The following is an 18,363-nucleotide window of genomic DNA, read 5'->3' as shown; positions in this document are numbered from 1 at the left end:
CGGGTTGCCGAAGCCGATCAGGCGGACTTGAGCGTGCCTTTGGGCAGCACGTTGCCGACCGCGGCCTTCTGCACGCGTACGCGCACGTTGTCGGCCACTTCGACGGTGACGAAGTTGTCGCCGATGTCGGTCACGGTACCGGCGATGCCGCCCGAGGTGATGACTTCGTCGCCCTTGGACAGCTTGTCCAGCATGCCGCGGTGTTCTTTGGCGCGCTTCATCTGCGGGCGGATCATCAGGAAGTACATCACCGCGATCAGGATGATCGGAAACAGCAGCATGCCGAATCCACCACCGGCGGGTGCAGCGCCTGCGGCCTGGGCATGGGCGGTGGGAATCAGGAAATCGAGCAGGTTCATCAGGTAATCCGATAAGGCCGAAAACAGCCGGGAATTATGCCATGGGGGCGGGTCGGCGTCCCCGCAAGTACGGAAATGGGCCGAAATCGCTGGGAAACCCCTTGCTGGCAGGGGAAAGACCTTGCAAATGGACGAAGGTTCCGCCGCCCTCCCCCTTCTCCCTTTGGGAGAAGGTGCCCCGTAGGGGCGGATGAGGGCGTGCATTCCCAGATTGACGGACCGTTTCCTTGGGTCGGACTTTTCTCGCCCTCATCCGCCCCCGTATCGAGTACGGGGCAAGCTCTTCGGGCACCTTCTCCCAATGGGAGAAGGAAAAGGCGCTACTTCCGCGCCGCGTAGAACGACGCCCGGAACGCCTCGAAACGCCCCTGTCCGATCGCCTCGCGCATGCCCGCCATCAGCTTCTGGTAGTACCAGAGGTTGTGCAGGGTGCCCAGCATGGGCGCCAGCATTTCGTTGCAGCGGTCCAGGTGGCGCAGATAGGCCCGGGTGAAACCGTTGCGGCAGGCGTAGCAACCGCAACCCGGCTCGATCGGGTCCAGGTCCTGCTCGTACTTCGCATTGCGGATGCGCACCGTGCCGGTGGAAGTGAAGTAATGGCCGTTGCGCGCGTTGCGGGTAGGCATGACGCAATCGAACATATCCACGCCGCGCGCCACCGCTTCCACCAGGTCCTCGGGCCGGCCCACGCCCATCAGATAGCGCGGACGGTCGGGGGGCAGCAAAGGGTGCATGTGTTCCAGCATGGCGTTGCGTTCGTGTTCTGGCTCGCCGACCGCCAGACCGCCGATGGCGTAGCCGTCGAAGCCGATCTCCTGCAGTCCGTCCGCCGACCGCGTACGCAGCTCCGGATGCACCCCGCCCTGCACGATGCCGAACAACGCCGCATCGTTGCCTTCGTGCGCGTTCTTGCTGCGCAGCGCCCAGCGCAGGCTCAGCTCCATCGAACGCGAGGCGACTTCTTCGGTCGCCGGATACGGCGTGCATTCGTCGAAGATCATCACGATGTCCGAATCCAGCGTCTTCTGGATGCGCATGCTTTCTTCCGGACCCAGGAACACCTTGCTGCCGTCCACCGGCGAATTGAAGGTGACGCCCTGCTCAGTGATCTTGCGCTGGTGCGCCAGCGAGAACACCTGGAATCCGCCCGAATCGGTAAGGATGGGTTTGTTCCAGCGCGCGAAGCCGTGCAGGCCTTGGTGCTTGGCGATGACCTCCAGGCCAGGGCGCAGATACAAGTGGAAGGTGTTGCCGAGAATGATCTCGGCGCCGAGCTCCTTGATGTGCTCGGGGAGAATTCCTTTCACCGAACCATAAGTGCCGACCGGCATGAACGCGGGCGTTTCCACGGTGCCGCGCGGGAAAGTCAGGCGCCCGCGGCGGGCGATGCCGTCGGTACCCAGCAATTGGAAGCTCAGTCGTGACATACCGTTGGCTACTTTTAAAAAGGTTCTGGAGGAAGGCTGGACTATTTGGGACGGATCATGGCGAAGGTATCGCGGGTGGTGGCATAAAGACTGCCGCCCATGCGGCCGACCAGATCCAGCCTGGCCGCGTCGGCATGGCGGGTGTCGGCCAGCACTCCGTCGTCGATATGCGCCAACAGCACCTCGGCGAAAACCAGGTGATGTGTGGGCCGCTCGGCCGGATACGGCTTGATTTCCGCCACCCGGCACTCGAAAGCCACCGGCGCACCCACCACACGCAGCGGCTTCACCCGCTCGCTGGAGGTGGCGGCGATGCCGAACCGTTCGAATTCGCTGACGCCACGCGGCAGGCTGGCGGAACTGGCGTTCATGGCTTCGGCTTGCGCATGGCTAACCAGCTGCACCACCAGTTCGCCGTTGTCGCGCAGGTTGAGCAACGTGTCCTTCGGCTCGTCGCCATCGCGCCGGCTGATGCTGACCATCAACGTCGGCGGCTCGTCGCAGACCACCTGGAAGAAACTGAAAGGCGCCAGGTTGTCGATGCCTTCCGCCGAGCGCGTGGATACCCAGGCGATCGGCCGCGGCGTGACCGTCGCTGTCAGCCAGCGATAACCTTCCGTGGCCGGAAGCTCGGAAAAATCAAGACGCATCCGACTGCCCTTTCGCCGCATCGTCCGCCTGCGGGAACAGCAGCATGGCATCTCCGTAGGAGAAGAATCGATATCGCTCGCGAACGGCATGGGCATAGGCCGCGAACACCCGCGCTTTGCCGGCGAAAGCCGACACCAGCATCAGCAACGTGCTTTCCGGCAGATGGAAGTTGGTCAGCATGGCGTCTACGCTACGGATGCGGTAACCCGGGAAAATGAAGATCTGCGTTTCCCCGGCGAATGGCTGCAGCTGCCCGTCGCCGGCTTCGTTCGAGCGTGAGGCCGATTCCAGCGCGCGCACCACCGTCGTGCCCACGGCGATCACCCGCCCGCCGCGCGCGCGCGTTGCGCGTACCTGTTCGACCAGCGCCGCGCCCACGTTCAACCACTCGCTGTGCATGCGATGCTCGCGCACGTCGTCCACGCGCACGGGCTGGAAGGTGCCCGCGCCCACGTGCAGGGTGACGTGGCCGAATTCGATGCCTTGTTCGCGCAATGTTTGCAGCAACGCATCGTCGAAATGCAGGCCGGCGGTCGGCGCGGCCACCGCGCCGAGTTCGCGCGCGAACACCGTCTGGTAGCGTTCGTCGTCGTCGATCCCGGGATCGCGGTGGATATACGGCGGCAGCGGCAGGCGGCCGGACTTCAGCAGCCAGCTTTCCAGCCCATCGTCCACGTGGAAGCGCAGCTGGTAGAACTCGCCGTCGCGTCCCAACACTTCCGCTTCGCCGCCCGCATCCAGCGCAATGCGGCCGCCCGGCTTGGGCGACTTGCTGGCGCCGATCTGCGCGCGCGCCTGGTTTTCCGGCAGCAGGCGCTCGATCAAAATTTCCACCCGCCCGCCGCTTTCCTTCTGCCCGAACAGCCGCGCCGGAATCACGCGCGTATCGTTGAACACCAGCAGATCGCCCTTGCGCAGCAATTGCGGAAGATCGCGTACTTGCCGATCCGCAAACGGCGCGCCCTCGGGCGGCACCACCAGCAGACGGCTGGCGGAACGCTCGGCCAGCGGCTCCTGCGCAATCAGCTCAGGCGGAAGTTCGTAGTGGAAATCGGATTTCTTCAACGTGATGGGCCCTGGAAGGCCGCGCATTGTACGTGAGCCTAGCGCTCGAACTTGGTGGAAAGGATCAATGCCGAGGTGGTGCGCTCGACGCCCTCGATTTCGCCGATGCGGTCGGTCAGCACGTCCATTTCGGCCATGGTCGGCACCACACCCAAGGCGATCAGGTCGTAGGAACCGGTCACCGAATGCAGCAGGCGCAGCTCCGGCATGGCCCGCAGTGCCTTGGTCACGGCCACCATCTGCTTGGGCTGCACCGCGATCATGATGTGGCCGCGGATTTGGCCGTGTTCGTATTCGTCGGCCAAGCGCACCGCATAACCGCTGATCACGCCCTGGCGCTCCAGGCGATCGATCCGGCTTTGTACGGTGGTGCGCGAAAGCCCGAGCCGCCGAGCGATGTCCGCGGTGGAGGCGCGAGCATTCTCGCGCAGCAGGGAAAGCAACAACTGGTCGGCAGGGGTGATCTTCGTCATGGGGTTTGATTTTCGTCGATTAGACGAAAATTATCATGAATCAGTCGAATCATCACTATCAAACGACGAAATTATCCCGATAATGATCCGCTTGCCGCCAAATAATATGGAGAGCGCCATGACCCTGATCGAAAAACTCGCCCCGCTGCGCGCTCACACGGGCAAACGCATGACCACCGGTCTGGACGATGCCACTTTGCTGCGTCTGGCCAAGTCGCATCCCGAACTGGAAGCGGCGGTCGCGGCCGCAGCCGCCGAGCACGAAACCCTGCGCGATGAATTCGCCGACCTGTTCGCCCTGGACGAAGACGCGCAACTGCGCGCCGTGCAAGGCGGCTACGTCAACTTCTATTCCGAAGACGCGATCAATCCCTATGTCGCCCTCGCCGCTCGCGGCCCCTGGATCGTCACCATCAATGGCGCGGTGCTGTACGACGCTGGCGGCTACGGCATGATCGGCTTCGGCCACACGCCCGAAGCGGTCTTGGAAGCCATGTCCAAGCCGCAGGTGATGGCCAATATCATGACCCCCAGCCTGTCGCAGCTGCGCTTCGACCGCGCGCTGCGCAAGGAAATCGGCCACACCCGCGGCGGTTGCCCGTTCGCCAAATTCCTGTGCCTGAATTCCGGCTCCGAATCGGTCGGCCTGGCCGCGCGCATCGCCGATATCAACACCAAGCTGCAGACCGACGCCGGCGCCAAATACGCCGGCCGCGCCATCAAGCGCGTCGTGGTGAAGGGCAGCTTCCACGGACGCACCGAGCGTCCCGCGCTGTACTCGGATTCTTCGCGCAAGGCTTATCAGCAATATCTGGCCAGCTATCGCAACGAGGATTCGGTGATCGCGATCGATCCCTACGACGCCGAAGCGTTGAAGCGCGTGTTCGCCGATGCCGACAGCAAGGGTTGGTTCGTCGAGGCCGTGTTCCTGGAGCCGGTGATGGGCGAAGGCGACCCCGGCCGCTCGTTGCCGCCAGCTTTCTACGCGGTCGCTCGCGAGCTGACCCGCAGCCACGGCAGCCTGTTGCTGGTCGATTCCATCCAGGCCGGTCTGCGCGCGCACGGCGTGCTGTCCATCGTGGACTACCCGGGCTTCGAAGGCCTGGACGCGCCGGACATGGAAACCTATTCCAAAGCGCTGAATGCCGCGCAGTACCCGCTGTCCGTGCTCGCGGTGAACGAACGCGCCGCCGGCCTGTACCGCAAGGGCGTATACGGCAATACCATGACCAGCAACCCGCGTGCGCTGGACGTGGCCTGCGCCGTGCTGAATCTGCTGACTCCGCAATTGCGCGAGAACATCCGCAAGCGCGGCGCGGAAGCCGTCGAGAAGCTCGAGAAACTGAAATCCGACCTGGGCGGCCTGATCACCAAGGTCCAGGGTACCGGCCTGCTGTTCTCATGCGAACTGGCCCCGCAGTTCAAATGCTACGGCGCCGGCTCCACCGAGGAATGGTTGCGCGAACGAGGCCTCAACGTCATCCACGGTGGCGCCAACTCGCTGCGCTTCACTCCGCATTTCGCCATGACTTCCGATGAGCTGGATCTGCTGGTCGGCATGGTCGGCCAGGCGCTGCGCGAAGGCCCGCGCGCCGAACAGGCCGCAGCCGCATAAGCGCCTGATCGAATCGCGCCGCATTGGCGCGACTTTGGTGTTGCAGTGAAGCCGGGCTCGCCCGGCTTTTCTTTGCGCGTCTTTCAAGCCATGCGTCGCTGCGACGGCAGTTTCCGCCCGCTTCGCGGCATGCGCGAACCCGAAACCAAACTGCAATCATCCGTATCGATCGCATCGCCCACGTCATATTTCCGCCATAACCCTCCCGTAGAACATGCGGATTAACTTCACGGGGAAGCGTGGCAATGAAGAAGAACCTCCTGGCGGCAAGCCTGTCGCAGGCCTTGGCCTGCGCGATGCTCGCGTCGATACCGGCCATTGCGGTAGCGCAGACCGAGCAGCAGATGCCCGATGGCGCCAGCGAAGCCAAGCAGCTGGACACCATCGTGGTGCAGGGCGAGATCGCCTACCGCAACCGCACCGACGACACCGCGCCGGTGCTGTCTTACGACCTGGAATATTTCCAGCGTTTCGAGCCGTCCACCGTCGGCGACATGCTCAAGCGCCTGCCGGGCGTGACCTTCGTCGGCTCCGACATCATGGAATCCGATGGCGTGATGATGCGCGGCATGGCCGCCGGCTACACCCAGGTGCTGATCAACGGCAAGAAGGTGCCGGGGGCCGGCGACGACCGCTCGTTCTGGGTGGACCGCATCCCGGCGGAAATGGTCGACCACATCGAGATCCTGCGCAGCACCAGCGCCAACCGCAGCGGCGACGCCATGGCCGGTGCGATCAACATCGTGCTGCGCGACGCCTACGCGTTCGACGGCAGCTACCTGCGCATCGGTTTGACCCGTTGGTACGACGGCGAAGTGAATCCGACCTTCGGCGCCGTGACCAGCGGCGAAGCCCTGGGCGGCCGCCTCCTCGCCGGCATCAACGTGCAGGACCGCTACCGCGCCAAGATCAAGCGTTCCGACCGCTTCTCGGATCCGTCGATGGAAGAACTGGTCAGCTTCGAGGACCAGAGCGAAGTTAAGGACGGCCGCGACTACTCGGCCAACGTCTCCTATACCGTCGACGTCGGCGAGACCGGACGCTTCAGCATCGACGGCTTCTACGTCAAGACCGATCGCGACGTTAAGGAGGTCTCGCACGAGATCGAGTACGACGACGAGGACGTGATCGAGGCCAACGTGCCCGGCTTCAATCCCATCGACCAGAAGAACTGGGGCATCGGCGCCGAGTACAAGTTCGACATGGCCGGTGGCACCACCGAATTCGACCTCGACTACGCCAAATTCGAGGACAACAGCGCTGAGCGCGAGGAATCGCACGAGTACGTCAATGGCGAATGGGATGCCTCCGAAGCCGAGGCCTCGGCCGTGGAAGCCGACGACACCGAGACCGGCTTCAAGATCGCGCACAAGCGCCCCGCGGGCAGCGCCGAACTGGAGTTCGGCGTGGACTACCACAGGAAGAAGCGCGATATCGTCTACACCAACTACGAGTGGGAAGGCGAGGAGGAAGGCGATCCGGTGGTCTACGAACTGGACGGCACCATCGGCTCGCTGATCGAGGAAACCCGTGTCGACCCGTACCTCATGCTTTCGGGAAAGGGCGAGATGTTCTCCTGGGAAGCCGGCCTGCGCTACGAAACCACCAAATCGGACATCCGCTACAGCGAGGACGACGAAGTCGAAGGCGCCGCCAGCAAGGACTACAACGAACTGCTGCCGTCGCTGCACCTGAAGTGGGACCTGACCGACGCCGACCGCATCAGTCTGTCGCTGGCCAAGAGCGTCAAGCGCCCGAACTTCAATGAGCTGATCCCGGCGCTGCTGGACGGCGAGTACGGCGACAACGACTACATCGGCAACCCGCAGCTCGAACAGGAAACCGCCAACGGCATCGACCTGGGCTTCGAACATCGCCTGGGTAAGCACGGCGTGGTCGGCGTGAACTTCTTCTACCGCGACGTGAAGAACCTGATCGAACTGGTCAATACCGGCGAATGGAGTGAAGACGCGCAGGACACCTACGAAGAGGACCTTGAGGAATTCCTTGAGCAGAACCCGGGCTCGACCGAGGACGATTTCGAGTTCGAACCGGAAAGCTGGCTGTTCACCTCGGCCAACGTCGGCGACGGCAAGGTGTATGGCGTGGAGTTCGACCTTTCCACGCCGCTGACCGCGCTGGGCATGCCGAACACTGGCGTGTTCTTGAACTACTCCTACCTCAACAGCAAGGTCACCGACTTCATCGGCGAGCGCCGCTTCAACGACCAGGCCAGGAGCGTCTACAACATCGGCTTCATCCAGGACCTGCCGTCGTGGGCCGCCAGCTTCGGCGCGACCTATCGCAAGCAGGGCGACGCCTTCAGCCGCGTGCTGGCCGAGGAAGTGACGGTCAAGTACGGCGACGATCTGGAAGTGTTCGTCGAGAAGCGCTTCGGCAAGACGCTCTCGGTGCGGCTGAGCGCGGCCAACCTGTTGGACGCGTCGAAGGACGAATTCTTCCACAAGTTCGACAACGAGGCCGACCAGATCGACCGCGACTACGACGAGTACGAGCTGGAATCCGAAGAGGCCGGCCCGAGCTATCAGCTGGTCATGCGCTGGGCGTTCTGATTCGCCAGTCGTGGGAGCGCCGTCCCGGCGCGAGCTTTTGCTTGTGACCCTATGCAAAGCAAGAGCTCACGCCGGGACGGCGCTCCCACGCTCCGATTTCGACAGTGCGCGAGGCTTGAGGCAGACTGTGACCTATCGTCCTTGCCGATAACCTCTTCCATGAAAATCGTCGAAGTCCGCCACCCGCTGGTTCGCCACAAGATCGGCCTGCTGCGCAATGCCGGCCTCAATACCAAGGATTTCCGCGAACTGGTGACCGAACTGGGCACGCTGCTGGCCTATGAGGCCACGGCAGACCTGGAAACCGAATCAGAGACCATGACCGGGTGGGCCGGCTCGGTGCAGGTGCAGAAGATCGCCGGCGCCAAGATCACTCTGGTGCCGATCCTGCGCGCGGGCCTGGGCATGCTGCCAGGCGTGCTGGCCCTGATTCCCACCGCGCGCGTCAGCGTGGTCGGCCTGCAGCGTGACGAGGAAACCCTGCAACCCGTGCCCTACTTCGAACGGCTGACGGGTCGTCTGGAAGAACGCGATGCGCTGATCCTGGACCCGATGCTGGCTACCGGCGGCACGCTTATCGCCACCATCGACATGCTCAAACGCGCGGGTTGCCGGCGCATCAGGGGCATCTTCCTGGTCGCTGCGCCGGAAGGATTGGCGGCTTTGGAGAAAGCGCACCCCGATGTGGAGATCTACACCGCCGCCATCGACGAACGCCTCAACGAGCGCGGTTACATCCTGCCGGGTTTGGGGGATGCGGGCGATCGGATCTTCGGGACGCGGATTGGTTGAGGCTTTCCCTTCTCCCATAGGGAGAAGGTGCCCGAAGGGCGGATGAGGGTACGGCGAAGTCCATGATGTCAGCGTTATATGGACTTCGCCGTACCCTCACCCCAACCCCTCTCCCGCTGGGGAGGGGCTCAAAGCATCAAGCGACCAACGGCCGCGCGTGCAACTCCGCGACCTCGTGCGTAGTGCCAAAGCGACCCTTCTCATCCCGCGTCACCTGCGCCAGTGCGCATTGCGTGTCGTGGGTGAAGAACAAATGCACATTGCGCGCCAGCTTGTCTTCCAGAAACGCGCGCTTCTCGTCGATCAGCAGTTCCGCGTTGCGGTCGTAGCCCATGGTGATGGGCACATGCACCCAGGAGCGGCCCGGAATCAGGTCGGCGCAGAACACCACGCCGCCATGGGTCTGGCCGTCGACGATTTCCGGCCCGACGATTTCCGCCAGCATCAGTCCGGGCGTGTGCCCGTCGCTATAGCTGAAGCGCACGCTGCGGCCGAGCGCCGTTGAAAACTCGCCGTCCACGATCTCAAGGCGTCCGCTGGCCTGCAGCAACCCCGGCAGTTCGGGAATGAAACTGGCGCGGTCGCGTGGATGCGGATGCAGCGCGCGTTGCCAATGCCCTGCGCTGACCACATAGGTCGCATTGGGAAAAAGCAGTTCGGGCGCCCTACCCTCCTTCCACGGGGCCAGCAGGCCGCCGGCATGGTCGAAATGGAGATGGCTCAGCACCACCACGTCGATGTCCCCGTGATCGAAACCCGCGGCATGCAGCGAATCCAGCAGCACATGCTGCGCTTCCTGCACGCCGTAGCGTTCGCGCAGCTTCGGTTCGAAGAACGCACCGATGCCCGTCTCGAACAGCACGGCCTTGCCGTTGAGCGGGCTGGCCAGCAGCGCGCGGCATGCCAGCGAGATGCGGTTTTCCTCGTCCGGCGGCGACCACTTCTCCCACATGGCGCGCGGGGCGTTGCCGAACATCGCGCCGCCATCGAGTTTCTGCGAATTGCCGAGCAAGGACCAGAGCTTCATAAGCCGATTGTACTCCCGCCTTTTGTAGGGGCGTGTAGGAGCGCGTAGGAGCGACGTGAGTCGCGAAAGGCCGTTAGAGGCGCAAGGCTTCGCGACTCACGTCGCTCCTACGATCTTCATTGCCGCTTCAATTCTTCTCGGGCACGGCCGAAAAATAGAAAGTGAAAGCGCCTTTGCTCTCGTCGGCGGCCCTGACCGCGATAGGCGAAAGCGCACCCGCCGAGGTCACCCAGCCTTGTCCTAGCACCGTGGGTTCGCCGGCCTTCTTGAACCAACCGCCACGCCACCCCTTGATGGTGATGGGAATGCGCTTGCCGGGCGCCAGTTCGAGATCCGCGCTGGCATCGCGATCCGCGCCGACCACCACGATGTTGCGGCCGCCTTCGGACGTCATCGAATCCTGCTGGAACGCGTACAGCGGCTGCCCATCCGCTTCGATGGAAAAGCGCCAGTCCGCCGTTCCCACCGCGCCGTCCTGCTGCACGGCGACACGCTGCAGGCGCAACTGCAATTGCTGCGGAAGCGCAGGCGCGGCAGGTTCCACAGGCTTGGCTGCCGCTACCACCGGGGCTGGCGTCGCAGGCTCATCCTTCAGGTCATTGCGGATGTTCACATAGACCGTGGTCAGCGCCGCGAGCAAGGCCGCGCTGCCCGTCAGGATGGCGGGCAAATGGGTGACGACCGGCTTTTTCTCGTTGTCCGCCACGCGGAACTCCAATGGGTGGATGGATCGCTGGGGATTCTATCGCCGATGACCCCGGTGCAATCGACCGTGCCTTCACTTCAGGGCTAAGGCTTCAGTTCAACCTTCGCCTCGCCCACCGGGTTGCGCGGATCGGCGCCGCCCGAGAGCGTGTTGTCCCTGCGATCCCACATCACCGTCTGCAGGTTGCCCCAGACATGGCTGGAGCCGCGCCCGTCTGCGGCGGTCTCGCCCGGTAGGTCGACCTGGTGCCCCATCTGCTTCAGCGCTTCGGCGACCTGCGGCGTGAAAGCGCCGCTTTCGGCCGAGATTACATCGGGCAGCCATTGGTGGTGATAACGCGGCAACGCGGCCACCTGTTGCGCCGACAAACCAGCGTCGTACCCCAGGATGCCCAACAGGACCATGGTGATGATGCGGCTGCCGCCCGGCGTGCCCAGCACGGCGACCTTTTCCGGCGATTCCATGAAAGTCGGCGTCATCGAACTGAGCATGCGCTTGCCGGGTTTGGGCGCATTGGCTTCGTAGCCCATAACGCCGAATGCGTTCGGGGTGCCGGGCTTCAGCGCGAAGTCGTCCATTTCGTCGTTAAGCAGCACGCCGGTACCGGAGGGAATGAGCCCCGAACCATAAAGCAGGTTCACCGTCTGCGTGCCGCCGACGCGGTTGCCCTCGGCATCGATGATGGAAAAGTGCGTGGTCTCTTCGTCTTCCAGCGGCGTCGGCTTGCCGGACAGCAGGTCGCTGGGCGTGGCCTTGTCCGGATGGATGGTGGCGCGCAGGCCCTGCGCGTAGTCGCGGCTGGTCAGCACTTCTTGCGGGATATCGACGAAATCCGGATCGCCCAGGAAGAAGGTGCGGTCACGATAGGCGCGGCGCATCGCCTCGACGACCAGGTGCGTGCGATGCGCCTCGTCGAGCTTCTGCAGGTCCCATGGTTCCAAGATCTGCAGCATTTCGACCAGCGCGATACCGCCGGAGGACGGCGGCGGCGGCGTGGTGACTTTCCAGCCGCGATATTCGAAGGAAATGGGCGTGCGCTGCTTGACCTGATAGGCCGCCAACTCCTTCGCGGTCCAGCGTCCGCCGGCCTGGTTCACGCCCTTCAACAGCTTCTTCGCCGTTTCGCCGCGATAGAAGCCGTCGAATCCCTTGGCCGCCAATAGTTCGAACGTATGCGCGAGCTCAGGCTGGCGGAAGATGTCGCCCTCCTGGATGGGCTTGCCGTTGCGTAGATAGACCTCGCGCGTGCCGGGATAGCGCTCCATGACTTCGCGGCGGGAGGCATAGCCCTTGGCCATGCGCGCATAGACCGGGAAACCCTCCTTGGCGATACGGATCGCGGGCGCCAGCGAAACCTGCAGCGGCAGCCGTCCATGCTTGCCGGCCAATTCGACCAACGCCGCAGGCAGGCCGGGAATACCGGCCGACCAGGGACCGTTCACCGAACGGTCGCGATCCAGCTCACCGTTCTTGTCCAGGAATTCCTCTGGCGCGGCCGATTCGGGCGCGTACTCGCGCGCGTCCAGCATCACGTCCTTACCGGTTTTCGCATCATGCAGAAGGAAGAAGCCACCGCCTCCCAAGCCCGAACTGATCGGCTCCACGACCGAGAGCGTGGAGGAAACCGCCACTGCGGCGTCGAAAGCATTGCCGCCTTCGGCCAGGATCTGCAGACCTGCTTCGGTGGCCAGCTTATGCCCCGAAGCGATGGCGGCGCCGGGAGGATGCGTCGCGACCGCCGCGGTTTGCGGCTGCGCCTGGGGCGACAGGGCCAGCGCGAATACCGGCGCCAGCGAAAGGACGAGTGCGAAAAGAAGACAGATGGAGAATCGATCGGTAGAAAGTCGATCAGTGAAAGGTCGATGGGGCTTCATGCCTGCTCCTGTTGAAGCCGGCGCAGCTTCGCCAGCAGATCCTCCTCGCTCTCAGGATACGCCGGATCGGGGTCGATGCATTCCACCGGGCAGACCACCACGCACTGGGGTTCGTCGAAATGCCCCACGCACTCGGTGCACCGCGCCGGATCGATCACGTAGATGGTTTCGCCCATGGCGATGGCCTGGTTGGGACAGGCGGGCTCGCACACGTCGCAGTTCACGCACAGCTCGTTGATCTTCAGTGACATTTCGATCGAAGGCTCAAGGACGCTGTTTTGATTCCGGAATCCTGTTCATCCGTAAGGCGTGGCCGCATCGCGGCCACGCCCCGCGGAGATCACTTGGCTTCCACGAAAACGTAGTCGGCGCCGGTGGCGGTGACCGCAGCCTTGACCCGCTCGCTATCGGCGGCCTGGCCGATGAAGATGATCTTGACCTTCTTCATGGTGTCCGGCGGCACGGCCTTGAATCCGGCCACCGCGATGTCGGCCATCTTGGCCGATTCGGGCGAACCGAACGCGATCAGATTGCCGCCGACGATGCCGCGCGCCAGGGCGTTGCTGACTTGATCCAGTTGACCCTTGTAGTCGGCTTCGAACTTGGGATTGCTCTGGCTGGTCAGGTAATAGACGAACGGGCTATTGGTGATGTCGCCCATGTTGCGGGAAACCACATCCTGCAGGTACGCCTTCCAGGCAGCGTCGTCGGCGGTGGCGGGCGCGGTCAGCGGAGCGGCCTCGACCGGCGCTGCGGCTTCCTGCTTCTTGCAGGCGGCGAACGTCAGTACGAGGCAGGCGGCGAGCAACAGTCGTGTAGCGATCTTCATGGTTTCTTCCCCTCCAGATAAGTCTTGCGATGAATGGTACGGCATGGATCAACCCGCAGTCTTGAGCTGCCATTGTTCCTGCAGCGCCACGGCCACGGCCTGCGGCACGAAACCGGAAACATCCCCGCCCAGCCGCGAGATTTCGCGCACCAGCGAGGAGGAAATGAAGCCATATTGCTCGGCCGGGGTCAGGAACAGCGTTTCCACTTCCGGAATCAGGTGGCGGTTCATGCTGGCCAGCTGGAATTCGTATTCGAAGTCGGAAACCGCGCGCAGGCCCCGCAACAACACACCGCCGCCGACTTCATTGACGAAATGCGCGAGCAGCGAATTGAAGCCGCGCACGTCGACATGGGGATGGTGGGCGACGGCTTCGCGCGCCAGCCTTACCCGCAGTTCGAGCGGCAGCGCCGGACCTTTGCCCGGGCTCTCGGCGACGCCGATGATCAGCCGTTCGAACAGAGGGGCGGCACGATCGATCAGGTCGATATGGCCGTTGGTGATGGGGTCGAACGTGCCGGGATAAACCGCGATGCGGGTGCGTGCCACAGTCATTCAGGAACCGCCACGGAAACGTTGCCATTCAGTGTATCAGCGCCGCGCCGGTCGGGTGCGCGGTAGAGGGCGAAACGCACTTCGCGGGTGCGGCCTTCGCGATGCAGCCCCCATTGCGGCGGCAACGCCGGCGCCTGATCGTGCGGCGATTCGACGTACACCCAGGCGTCGGGCGCCAGGGTCGGCAACAGGACGTCCAGGGTCGCTTGCCACAAACCCGCGCTGAAGGGCGGATCGACGAAAGCCAGGTCGAATGAACCGGCCGGCTGCCGCGCAAGCCAGGCCAGCGCATCGCTCTGCACTACTTCCACCGACTCCTGCGCCGACAGACGCGCGACCGTCTCGCGCAGCGTCTGGGCAAGGGCTGGGTCGCGTTCCACCAGCACGGCGCGTGCCGCGCCCCGAGACACCGCTTCCAATCCCAGCGCACCAGTGCCGGCGAAAACGTCGATGACCCGCGCAGCCGGCAGCACCGGCATCAGCCAGTTGAACAGGGTTTCGCGCGCGCGGTCGCTGCTGGGGCGCAGGCCCGGACTACCGGGTACCGGCAGGCGCGTGCCGCGCCAGCGGCCGCCGATGATGCGGATCTTGCCGGCCTCGGCCTGATCTTTGCGGGGGTGGGAAGCGGGTTTCATCGGGGGCATCCGGGTACCATGTGCGCATTCTCCGATATCCCCGAGCAATGGTCAGTTTTTTCCGTCGCAAGAAGCCCGCCTCCGGCTCCGAAACCCCGCCTGAGACCGACGCCACGCGCCGATACAGCCTGGAAGAGCTGGCCGCCACGTTCCCGGAAGCCGCCGGGGAAAGTGCGCCTGCCGATCCGGCCGTGGTCGCCGGAACCGCCCTCGAGCCGCCGCCCATTGCTGTAATTCCGGCTGCGGCGCCCCCTGCATCCGCACCGGCCGAAGCCAACCAACCGCCCCCCGCGCCGGCCGGTAAGCCCGGATGGCGAGAACGACTGCGCGGCAGCGGGTTCGCGCGCGGCCTGGGCGGGTTGTTTTCCCGCAATCCCAAGCTCGACGACGACCTGCTGGACGAAATCGAGACGGCACTGCTTACCGCGGACGTCGGCGTGCCCGCTACCACGGCATTGGTCGAAAGTCTGCGCAAACGCATGAAGGCGCGCGAATTCGGCGACGCGCAGGCCTTGCTCAAGGCCCTGCGCACGGAACTGATCGTGATGCTGGCCCCGGTGGCGCTGCCGTTGCAGATCGATCGCGCTTGCCGACCCTTCGTCGTGCTCACGGTCGGCGTCAACGGCGTGGGCAAGACCACCACCATCGGCAAGCTGGCGCGCCGCTTCAAGGAACAGGGCCATAGCCTGATGTTGGCCGCAGGCGATACGTTCCGCGCCGCCGCGGTGGCGCAACTGCAGACCTGGGGCGAACGCAACGGCGTGCCGGTGATCGCGCAGGGCCAGGACGCCGACGCGGCGTCGGTGGCGTTCGATGCGTTGCAGGCGGCCAAGGCGCGCGGCATCGAAGTGCTGATCGCCGATACCGCCGGGCGCCTGCACACGCAACAGGGATTGATGGCGGAACTGGGCAAAATCCGCCGCGTGCTGGGCAAACTCGACCCCACCGCGCCGCATGAAGTGCTGATGGTCATCGACGGCACCACCGGTCAGAACGCGTTGTCGCAGCTGCGCCAGTTCCATGCCGCGGTTGGCGTCACCGGACTGGTGGTGACCAAGCTTGACGGCACCGCCAAGGGCGGCGTGGTGTTCGCGCTGGCGCGCGAGTTCGGCATCCCGATCCGCTATGCCGGCATCGGCGAACGCTCGGAGGATTTGCGCGTGTTCGATGCCGAAGCCTTCGTCGATGCTCTGTTGCCGGAAACGCTCGGCACGTGAAACAAGCCGTCAGGCATTTAGAAGCCATTTGTGTATTTAAAAGCCGTTCGTGGTGAGCCTGTCGAACCACGCTCTTGGCGGGATCCTCCAGGTTGCAGCTACTTTGACTTTGCCGCGAAAGGCGTGGTTCGACAGGCTCACCACGAACGGCCTTCTTCGACAGACTCACCACGAATGGAGTTCATGGGTTGCGACAGAATGAATGCCACCAGGTGATCAGACACACGAGCGCGTTCGCGTGACCCGGCGCCGCAAGATCGCGCTATCGGTAATCGCGGCGTTGATTTTGATCGCCGCCCTGCTGTTGCGCTGGCTGTCGCGCCCCGAATTCGTCAACGCCGCCATCCTCGGCCAGGCCGGCAAAGCACTGGGCCTGGAAATCACCGCCACCGGCATAGGCGAATATCGCCTGCGGGGCACACCTCAATTGATCGTGCGCAACGTCACCGCGCGCGAACCCGACGCGAAGACGCCCTTGCTCACCGCCGAACGCATTTTCATTTCCGTGCCGTGGTCCACGTTGCGCGCACGCGGCAGCGATCTCACCGCCCATCGGCTGGAACTGGATGCGCCGGTCCTGGACTTGGCCGCATTCCAGCGCTGGCAGGCGAAGCGGCCGCCCAGCGAAACACGGATTCCCACGCTCTCCCGCGGAATCGGTATCGCACGCGGACAGATCGTGGGCAGCGATTGGAAGATCGAGGCCGTGAACGCCGACCTGCCGTCATTGGCGCCCGGCCAGCCATTGCGCATGCATGTGCGTGGCCGCTACCTCGGTGGCAACCTGCGCGTGCCGGCCGACGTGTACGCAAGCCTGACCCAACCTGGTTCCGGAGCCGGCGTGGGAGTAGTCGGCGAGATCACGCTCGAAAGCGCCCAATGGCGAATGCCTTCGCAAATCAGACTGTCGGCGAAACTGCGCAGCGAGCAGGGCCTGCGTCTGCACAACGCCGTGCTCGGTGCGCAGTCGCGCTACGTTGCCGGAGGGAATGCCTCATTGCCGTTCGCATTGGGCCTGGCCGGACCGCTCGTGCTCAGCGACCAAGCCATGACCTTGCAACCGGCCGGCGTGTCGCTGCGTGGCAAGGATGCGATGCCGACGGTGGATGCGGCCGGCGGTTTTTCCCTCGGCGACAAGCTGCACATCGATCTCGACGGCAACTTGGCGGGCTGGCCATCCGCGTGGCCGGCGCTGCCGCCGCCGCTGGGGCAATCCGGCTCGCCGCTTCCCTTTGCTTTGGATTACAGCGGCGCCAGCGATCTCTCGGGGATCGTCGCGCTGCAGCTGCGTCGCGACCAGACGGTATTCGACGGACGCTTCCGCTTGTTCGAAGTAATGGACTGGAGCGAGGCTGGCGCCAAGGGCTCCCCGCTTCCTCCCCTCACCGGCACGTTGAAGGCGCCCAGACTGGAAGTGTCGGGCGCGGTGCTGGAAGGCGTCGAACTGCAAATGGAAGACCCGGAAATTCCTGCAGCCCAGGCATCCGAATGAGCGCCGCGCCCGACACGTTCGCGCAACGGCTGCTGGACTGGTTCGACCATTCCGGTCGCCACGACCTGCCCTGGCAGCATCCGCGCACGCCTTACCGCGTCTGGCTGGGCGAAATCATGCTGCAGCAGACGCAGGTGAAGACGGTGATGCCGTACTTCGAGCGCTTCGTCGGCGTGTTTCCCACTCTGCCGGATCTTGCGAAGGCTTCGCTGGACGAAGTGCTGGCGCAATGGTCGGGGCTGGGTTACTACGCCCGCGCACGCAATCTGCACCTCGCCGCGCGCCGCTGCGTCGAACTGCACGGCGGCGATCTGCCGCGCGACTACGACGCGTTGCTGGCCTTGCCCGGCATCGGCCGCAGCACCGCCGGCGCGATCCTGGCCCAGGCATGGGGCGATCGCTTCGCGATCCTGGACGGCAACGTCAAGCGCGTGCTCACGCGTTTCCACGGCATCGCCGGCTGGCCGAATGCGCCGGTGGTGGAAAAGGAACTGTGGGCATTCGCGCAGGCGCACCTTCCTGGAACACCCCTGTCTCCTTCTCGCATGGCCGATTACACCCAGGCGCAGATGGACTTCGGCGCGACCCTGTGCACGCGCCAGAATCCGGCTTGCATGCTCTGCGTGTTGCACAGCGATTGCGTCGCGCTGAACGAGGGGCGCGTCGAGGAGCTTCCCACTTCCCGCCCAGGCAAACCGTTGCCGGAACGCGCGGCACTGATCCTGCTTGCTGAGAACCCCGCAGGCGAAATCCTGCTGCAGCGACGGCCGCCGACCGGCATCTGGGCTTCGCTGTGGTCGTTGCCGGAAGCGGAAACCCACGAACAGGCGCGCGCCTGGTTCTCGACGCATCTGCAGGGCGACTACGACCACGCCGAAGCGCTGGCCGAAATCCCGCACACCTTCACCCACTACCGCCTGCGCATGCATCCGCTGCGCTGGCGGACGCTCGCCGCGCGCGATGCCGTGCGCGACAATGACGATCTGCGCTGGGTGGCGCCTACCGACCTCGTTTCGCTCGGGTTGCCCGCGCCCATCCGCAAGCTGCTCGGCGGCTTACTCGAAAAATAAGGG

The 18,363-nt window shown here is 64.4% G+C and carries 18 protein-coding genes; 6 read left to right on the top strand and 12 right to left on the bottom strand.

All coding sequences use genetic code 11. The features are described from left to right. Positions 1-17: 17 nt before the first annotated feature. From yajC to J2W94_RS01950, 5 genes are all read right to left on the bottom strand, one after another. Positions 18-359 carry a preprotein translocase subunit YajC gene (gene yajC / locus J2W94_RS01970; protein ID WP_093281540.1) on the bottom strand — a complete coding sequence of 114 codons (342 nt, stop codon included), beginning with the start codon at positions 357-359 and terminating at the stop codon, positions 18-20. A 320-nt stretch (positions 360-679) separates the two neighbouring features. Further along, positions 680-1,786 carry a tRNA guanosine(34) transglycosylase Tgt gene (gene tgt / locus J2W94_RS01965; RefSeq protein WP_310089951.1) on the bottom strand — a complete coding sequence of 369 codons (1,107 nt, stop codon included), beginning with the start codon at positions 1,784-1,786 and terminating at the stop codon, positions 680-682. A 41-nt stretch (positions 1,787-1,827) separates the two neighbouring features. Then, positions 1,828-2,436 (bottom strand): flavin reductase family protein, encoded by a 609-nt coding sequence (locus J2W94_RS01960; RefSeq protein WP_310089950.1) that lies wholly within the window; start codon positions 2,434-2,436, stop codon positions 1,828-1,830. After that, entirely contained in the window at positions 2,426-3,502 is a 1,077-nt protein-coding gene (gene queA / locus J2W94_RS01955; RefSeq protein WP_310091548.1) for a tRNA preQ1(34) S-adenosylmethionine ribosyltransferase-isomerase QueA, read from the bottom strand. The genes J2W94_RS01960 and queA overlap by 11 nt, the downstream gene beginning before the upstream one ends. A 38-nt stretch (positions 3,503-3,540) precedes the next feature. Further along, complete coding sequence (locus J2W94_RS01950; RefSeq protein ID WP_163840602.1) at positions 3,541-3,975, bottom strand: Lrp/AsnC family transcriptional regulator; 435 nt, start codon at positions 3,973-3,975, stop codon at positions 3,541-3,543. 118 nt (positions 3,976-4,093) lie between these two features. Between J2W94_RS01950 and J2W94_RS01945 the strand changes: the two genes are divergently transcribed. The 3 genes from J2W94_RS01945 (at position 4,094) to upp (ending at position 8,955) form a co-directional block, all read left to right on the top strand. Further along, positions 4,094-5,590, top strand: a complete 1,497-nt coding sequence (locus J2W94_RS01945) for an aminotransferase class III-fold pyridoxal phosphate-dependent enzyme (protein ID WP_310089949.1) — start codon at positions 4,094-4,096, stop codon at positions 5,588-5,590. Positions 5,591-5,835: 245 nt separating this feature from the next. Next, positions 5,836-8,163 carry a TonB-dependent receptor plug domain-containing protein gene (locus J2W94_RS01940; protein WP_310089948.1) on the top strand — a complete coding sequence of 776 codons (2,328 nt, stop codon included), beginning with the start codon at positions 5,836-5,838 and terminating at the stop codon, positions 8,161-8,163. A gap of 159 nt (positions 8,164-8,322) precedes the next feature. Continuing rightward, on the top strand, positions 8,323-8,955 hold the full coding sequence (gene upp / locus J2W94_RS01935; RefSeq protein WP_310089947.1) for a uracil phosphoribosyltransferase: 633 nt from the start codon (positions 8,323-8,325) through the stop codon (positions 8,953-8,955). Between the two features lie 136 nt (positions 8,956-9,091). Here the strand turns inward: upp and J2W94_RS01930 are convergent, their stop codons facing one another. The 7 genes from J2W94_RS01930 to rsmD form a co-directional block, all read right to left on the bottom strand. Continuing rightward, positions 9,092-9,982, bottom strand: a complete 891-nt coding sequence (locus tag J2W94_RS01930) for an MBL fold metallo-hydrolase (RefSeq protein ID WP_310089946.1) — start codon at positions 9,980-9,982, stop codon at positions 9,092-9,094. 127 nt (positions 9,983-10,109) lie between these two features. Then, a complete protein-coding gene (locus J2W94_RS01925) occupies positions 10,110-10,688 on the bottom strand; it encodes a hypothetical protein (protein WP_310089945.1) in 579 nt (192 codons plus the stop codon). An 83-nt stretch (positions 10,689-10,771) separates the two neighbouring features. Then, a complete protein-coding gene (gene ggt / locus J2W94_RS01920; RefSeq protein ID WP_310089943.1) occupies positions 10,772-12,562 on the bottom strand; it encodes a gamma-glutamyltransferase in 1,791 nt (596 codons plus the stop codon). Continuing rightward, positions 12,559-12,813, bottom strand: a complete 255-nt coding sequence (locus J2W94_RS01915) for a YfhL family 4Fe-4S dicluster ferredoxin (protein ID WP_310089942.1) — start codon at positions 12,811-12,813, stop codon at positions 12,559-12,561. Before J2W94_RS01915 ends, ggt begins: the two co-directional genes overlap by 4 nt. Positions 12,814-12,902: 89 nt before the next feature. Beyond that, the gene (locus tag J2W94_RS01910; RefSeq protein WP_310089941.1) at positions 12,903-13,391 is read right to left on the bottom strand and encodes a hypothetical protein; all 489 of its coding nucleotides are present in this window, start codon (positions 13,389-13,391) and stop codon (positions 12,903-12,905) included. 48 nt (positions 13,392-13,439) lie between these two features. Further along, on the bottom strand, positions 13,440-13,946 hold the full coding sequence (gene coaD / locus J2W94_RS01905; RefSeq protein WP_310089940.1) for a pantetheine-phosphate adenylyltransferase: 507 nt from the start codon (positions 13,944-13,946) through the stop codon (positions 13,440-13,442). After that, entirely contained in the window at positions 13,943-14,581 is a 639-nt protein-coding gene (rsmD, locus tag J2W94_RS01900; protein ID WP_310089939.1) for a 16S rRNA (guanine(966)-N(2))-methyltransferase RsmD, read from the bottom strand. The genes coaD and rsmD overlap by 4 nt, the downstream gene beginning before the upstream one ends. 47 nt (positions 14,582-14,628) lie before the next feature. On the opposite strand from rsmD, the gene ftsY reads away from it, so the two are divergent. From ftsY to mutY, 3 genes are all read left to right on the top strand, one after another. Then, the gene (gene ftsY, locus J2W94_RS01895; protein WP_310089938.1) at positions 14,629-15,798 is read left to right on the top strand and encodes a signal recognition particle-docking protein FtsY; all 1,170 of its coding nucleotides are present in this window, start codon (positions 14,629-14,631) and stop codon (positions 15,796-15,798) included. Between the two features lie 238 nt (positions 15,799-16,036). Beyond that, positions 16,037-17,290, top strand: coding sequence for a hypothetical protein (locus tag J2W94_RS01890; protein ID WP_310089937.1), 1,254 nt, complete (start codon positions 16,037-16,039; stop codon positions 17,288-17,290). Further along, the gene (gene mutY, locus J2W94_RS01885; RefSeq protein ID WP_310089936.1) at positions 17,287-18,360 is read left to right on the top strand and encodes an A/G-specific adenine glycosylase; all 1,074 of its coding nucleotides are present in this window, start codon (positions 17,287-17,289) and stop codon (positions 18,358-18,360) included. Before J2W94_RS01890 ends, mutY begins: the two co-directional genes overlap by 4 nt. Positions 18,361-18,363 lie beyond the last annotated feature (3 nt).

Source organism: Pseudoxanthomonas sacheonensis (genome assembly GCF_031455975.1).
Classification (GTDB): Bacteria; Pseudomonadota; Gammaproteobacteria; order Xanthomonadales; family Xanthomonadaceae; genus Pseudoxanthomonas_A; species Pseudoxanthomonas_A sacheonensis_A.
This window is presented reverse-complemented; position numbering and strand designations above follow the sequence as displayed.